The organism is Roseburia sp. AF25-13LB, from assembly GCF_003478915.1.
GTDB lineage: Bacteria > Bacillota > Clostridia > Lachnospirales > Lachnospiraceae > Roseburia_C > Roseburia_C amylophila.
Map to the genome: position 1 here is coordinate 1 of NZ_QUFO01000022.1, position 4191 is coordinate 4191.

Consider the following 4191-nt stretch of genomic DNA (forward strand, 5'->3'; position numbering starts at 1 on the left):
ATACTTCCAATCATTTTTTAAATTCCTCCCGGCATTTTATTCTCTTATTTTAGATGCCAACACGGTATAAAATTCTTTTTCCTGTTGCAGATATGCTGCCCTTTCATCTGTAACGGCTGCCAACGGATTTTCTATTCTCTCCAATACTTTGTCGATAGCTGCTAAACAACTTTCTTTCGTTTCACCAAAAATATTGTCATCACCACCTGTCAGAAAATCCTGCTCTACAGATAACTGCGTTAATGTACTGGTTACATCCGTCTGAAATGGATTAACCCCCGTTTCTTCTAATGTTTCCTGCCACGCCGCCTTTACACTCTCCGGCACTGTCTGAAGGTAATAATCACTAATATATGCAATCTGCTTTTTGGTCTTTTCATCTGCAAACTGGTAGGTTCTGTTATTCGCTTTTAACTGTTCATATGCCGCCTGCGCATCACTGTTCGCTTCTGACTCATACCAACCATCTTTATTTTTGCTATATTTCATACCATTGACCGTAAAATCTTTGGAAGTGTCTACACCCAGATAAGACATAACATCCGTAATTCCCTCTGTATACCGGGCATATTCCTCCTTTGAATGTGCTACAGTAGTCATTGTCCCACCTGCATTTCGCAGCATGGATGCCAATGCATCTGCCATTCTCTGTGCTTTTACATATGATTGTGTATCATACGGATTATCTCCACCAGAAACCTCTACTCCATGCGCCGTAACCGTAAGCACATGACCTCCATTAACACGGATTCTTTGCCCTTCCGCAATATTAACAGAATTATTCTGTCTGCTAAGTGACGAACTCTTCGCCAATTTTATAGGTGTTTTTAACACTTGAACCAAATCTTCTACCGGATTTAGTAAGTGCTGCGACATCGCCTCATTATAGGTTTCCTTATCTTTAATAGCTGTATTTTTGTAATTAGATGTAAGTCCTCTTGTATTAGGATTAATATAACTTGATATTGACTGCATTGTCTCAATCTCCTTCGTTTATTCTAAATTCTCTTTTCCTTCTATGTCCAAATAACTAAGCCTTATTTATACTTACTATTTGCATTTGGCAAATTAAGATATGTATCCATACTTTTCGTCCAAAGCAACGATAAGTCAAACCTTCCCAATTTGTTTAAATCTTCTATGCTTTTTTTGAACATTGCGATAAAATCTCTTCTGTCGTTAAGTCCCATATTACCAGCTTCAAGCGGCAAAGATGTGAAACCTCCCTGCTTCTCCACTTTGTAATGTGCCTCCAATGCACGCATTTCGACTACTGTGGCGTTTGATGGATCAACGTCATTGATATATATTCTTTGCTCAAACTCTTTTCCGTTTTCATCCACACCTTTCGCTAACACCACTGGATTTTCATCCGTCGAATCATCCGCATATTTAAGGCAATAAGAAAGACCTGTACCATTACCTCCTGTCCACAACATATTATCTGTTGTGAATATCTGGTATACCTTTGGTGTTTCAGCCGTATAAAATGTCTTTTCCGCAGATACAGGGGCTTTCATATTATTGCCTTTTTGTTGGCGGTACATTGAAGATACCGTATTTAGACCAGAACCAATGTGCATACTTCTGTTCCTCCAATCATTTTATCTGAATTGTAAATGTACTGCTTGTATTCCACCATCGTCATATCTTTAGCAGACACAGAACCTATTTTTGAATTGCCCACTATACTTCCACTAGCTTCGCTCTTTTCTCTTACACTATCCGCAAACCTTGTATCTTCCTTCTCCTGATCTTTAGCCGCATTTTTCTGTTGGTACTGATTGTAAGCCCGTGTCATATAGTTCACATTAATTGTATTACTCATAGTAACCTCCTTTGCTTTCTTTATCAGATAAAATAACCTGTTCTCCTAGTCCCATATCATCAAACGACCATATTACGCACACAAAGACCATATTTTTACAAGATGACCACTGCCTTAGTAGAAGCTCTGTATCTCAAACTCTTTGAAATACAATGCTTCCCTGCATTTTCTATATCGTCATGTTGATGTTATTACTTTACTATCCTGCACACTCTCTGAGAGTGACTGTATCTATCAAAAAAGAAGCCAGCAGTTTATTCACGCACTGCTGACTTCTTATAATACTACTCATTTTATTTACTTCGCTGCGTCTCAGACAATTTTTTTATTTTTAAACATAACCTCTGTTTTCCCGCCATCCCTTTACATACCACCTGATTCCAACATATACCAGTTGCACGAATAATAAGAGAAATAGCAGATTGATTGGCAATACTTCCTTTATCCAATCCCCAAAGTAGATAGCTATTGCCATACTTACAAGTATCACCATTATGGTAATCATATCCCAACAGTATTTCTTATATAGCCCTGCAATCTTTATTTCGATGAATGCCAAAAGTATTCCCACACCCACCAGACATCCACCGCAAATCAATATTCTTATCAGCCAGTTTATAATTCCAGCAACGACAGGATTGGATATTCCATCACTAATCTGTGCCACGTTCTTTCCTGCCAGTACAACCCAGCCAGCAATGGTCTGTGTGAAAGTTGCGATTGTATCAAAGAATACCACGCAATCAGAAATAAATATTTTTGACCGTATCATCTGAAAAAGAGTAGTTGATACGGAATACCATATCAGCAGAAACATCAATGCTTCATACATGGCTGTTTTTGTTTTATATCTGCCTGCCAGTTTTTCCCTCTGCATATCATACTTTTCCTTAGCTTTCAGATAAGCTGTCTGTTTACAATTCCCGCACTTTTGATAGAGTACCGGCTTTTCAACCGGTATCTCTACTTTTTTCTGATGGGAGAGTGCATAATCCCGTTCCTGTTCTGCCTGTCTCTGCTTATCTCGACATTCCTCTATCATGGCTTGGACGGTGTGTGTTTTCTCTTTCTCGCTCTGCAACAATTCTTTTGTTTTCCTCAAGTCGTTCTTTAAGGCTTGAATGTTCTCTGTTTTGTTCTCGCTGTTTAACTTCTCGTTCAAGGTCAGCGATTCGTCGAGCTGCACTTTCAGTTCCCTGATAGTCCGGTCTTTCTGGTCGAGTTCTTCCTGCATCTGCTCTGTCAGCAGAAGCAACTCTTCCAGTTGATCGTCGCTCTTTGAGTTTCTTAATTCGTTCATCAATCAACCTTCCTTTCTCTAATTGCTGTTCAAGTTCAGTAATTCGCTGTTCTGTTTCTGCAATAGCCGGTTCTCGCTGTTTAATTTCTGTGCCAATTCCTGCCATTGCTGATTTTCGTCTGTGAGTTTCTGTATCTGGTCTGTCTTTTCTTCCAGAAGCATCAACAGTTCTTCTGTATCCGGTAAGATTTGTAGCAGCTCTGACAATTCTTTCTCTAATTGCTGCAATCGTTCTTCCTGCTCCTGAAAGCACATCAGCTTCTCGTCCTTTTCCTGTATCTCCTGAAGCATCTCTGCCATGATATTCTGTTGTCCCTCTATCTGTGTAATCATTGCTTCCATCATGGGAATTACTTCTTTGCTTTCTTCTAATGTCATTCAACCACTCCCTCCACATCGACAATGCACCGGATACCTTACCAAAGGTTGCAATTACCTTTTGCAGCAGTGCATTTTGTTTTTTTATCATCTGGTTTTCCTCGACCTTCCATGAACCTTTCCTTATCTGCCCGGTGAGATATTTTTCCTCAATCTTCCTTGCATCTGCACCCTCATGAATCGTAGGGACTTTCAATTTGCCCTGTCTTTCATAAGAGCGGTGGTCAATCAGATTGTCTATGGATAAATGCCGGTTACACATCTTTGCCCATTCGCTTCGCCATAACTCACAATTCTTTGGATTGTTCCAGCCGGTAGCGTCAGTCAGAACCCTTTTCCATTGTTTTCTGTTTCTTGCCCCGACTTTCTGTACTCCGTTTTCATCAAGTACCGGAATACGGATTCCATGACGGTCTGGATTTTTCTTATCCTGCCACCAGTCCGGGTGGGATTCATCAACCACGATATTTCCGTCAGTATCTCTGACAAAATCCCAGTCCTTGACTTCCTTGCTGCCCCATGAGTGGTCTGGATTGAATGGTCGCATGGTTACAAGTAAATGCACATGTGGGTTCCCGTCGCCCTTATCGTGTATGCTCCAGTCGGCACACATTCCCTCGTCCACGAAAGTCTTTTGAATATATTCGGTTGTATAATCAATCTGTTCCTGTCTGCTCCATTCTTT

Annotated in this window: 5 protein-coding genes; all 5 read right to left on the bottom strand. The window is 40.3% G+C overall.

All coding sequences use genetic code 11. The features are described 5' to 3' along the window. Nucleotides 1–36: 36 nt before the first annotated feature. On the bottom strand, nucleotides 37–975 hold the full coding sequence (locus DWY37_RS15500; RefSeq protein ID WP_117686868.1) for a hypothetical protein: 939 nt from the start codon (nucleotides 973–975) through the stop codon (nucleotides 37–39). A gap of 62 nt (nucleotides 976–1037) precedes the next feature. Then, nucleotides 1038–1583, bottom strand: coding sequence for a hypothetical protein (locus DWY37_RS15505; protein WP_118544589.1), 546 nt, complete (start codon nucleotides 1581–1583; stop codon nucleotides 1038–1040). Then, nucleotides 1562–1828 (bottom strand): hypothetical protein, encoded by a 267-nt coding sequence (locus DWY37_RS15510; RefSeq protein ID WP_014080631.1) that lies wholly within the window; start codon nucleotides 1826–1828, stop codon nucleotides 1562–1564. Before DWY37_RS15510 ends, DWY37_RS15505 begins: the two co-directional genes overlap by 22 nt. A gap of 331 nt (nucleotides 1829–2159) precedes the next feature. Continuing rightward, entirely contained in the window at nucleotides 2160–2870 is a 711-nt protein-coding gene (locus DWY37_RS15515; RefSeq protein ID WP_014080632.1) for a DUF6040 family protein, read from the bottom strand. Then, nucleotides 2848–4191: MobA/MobL family protein (locus tag DWY37_RS15520; RefSeq protein WP_118558574.1), on the bottom strand; the 1344-nt coding region annotated here is incomplete at its 5' end. The genes DWY37_RS15520 and DWY37_RS15515, both read right to left, overlap by 23 nt.

What these genes read in the sequence shown, in the direction of transcription:
- DWY37_RS15515 (WP_014080632.1), bottom strand. Translation starts at nt 2,870, where the DNA reads ATGATAGAGGAATGTCGAGATAAGCAGAGACAGGCAGAACAGGAACGG.
- DWY37_RS15505 (WP_118544589.1), bottom strand. Translation starts at nt 1,583, where the DNA reads ATGCACATTGGTTCTGGTCTAAATACGGTATCTTCAATGTACCGCCAA.
- DWY37_RS15500 (WP_117686868.1), bottom strand. Translation starts at nt 975, where the DNA reads ATGCAGTCAATATCAAGTTATATTAATCCTAATACAAGAGGACTTACA.
- DWY37_RS15510 (WP_014080631.1), bottom strand. Translation starts at nt 1,828, where the DNA reads ATGAGTAATACAATTAATGTGAACTATATGACACGGGCTTACAATCAG.